The 473-nt window shown below is 68.9% G+C and carries 1 protein-coding gene; it reads right to left on the minus strand.

Features of this window, described 5'->3' with window-relative positions; translation table 11 throughout:
- Window positions 1-72: 72 nt before the first annotated feature.
- Window positions 73-432: a vitamin B12 dependent-methionine synthase activation domain-containing protein gene (locus M3195_RS16700; protein ID WP_251589217.1), complete on the minus strand. Its 360-nt coding sequence runs from the start codon at window positions 430-432 to the stop codon at window positions 73-75.
- Window positions 433-473 lie beyond the last annotated feature (41 nt).

The raw sequence follows: 473 nt of genomic DNA on the forward strand, positions 1-473 counted from the left end.
GATGAATTGAGCTGTTGTGCGACGCGCCCCTTGATCGGGGCGCGTGGCGATGGAAGCGGCAGGTCGACGCGGTTACAGTTGCGGCGCGAGCGCGCGACGTGCGTCGTCGAGCGACAGCGCCATGCGCCGCGCATAGTCCTCGAGCTGATCCTGCCCGATTTTGCCGACCGAGAAGTAGCGGCTGTCCGGATGCGCGAGGTAGAAGCCCGACACGCTCGCCGCCGGCAGCATCGCCAGCGAGTCGGTCACGCTCATGCCGATCTCGTCCGCGTGCAGCACGTCGAACATGTCGCGCTTCACGAGGTGGTCCGGGCAGGCCGGGTAGCCGGGCGCCGGGCGGATGCCCGCGTACTTCTCGGCGATCAGCGCGTCGTTGTCGAGCGTCTCGCCGCTCGCATAGCCCCACAGCTCGCGCCGCACGCGCGCGTGCATCGCTTAGGCGAACGCTTCGGCGAAACGGTCGGCGAGCGCCT

Origin of the sequence: Microbacterium hydrocarbonoxydans (assembly GCF_023715885.1) — a bacterium.
Taxonomy (GTDB): domain Bacteria; phylum Actinomycetota; class Actinomycetes; order Actinomycetales; family Microbacteriaceae; genus Microbacterium; species Microbacterium hydrocarbonoxydans_C.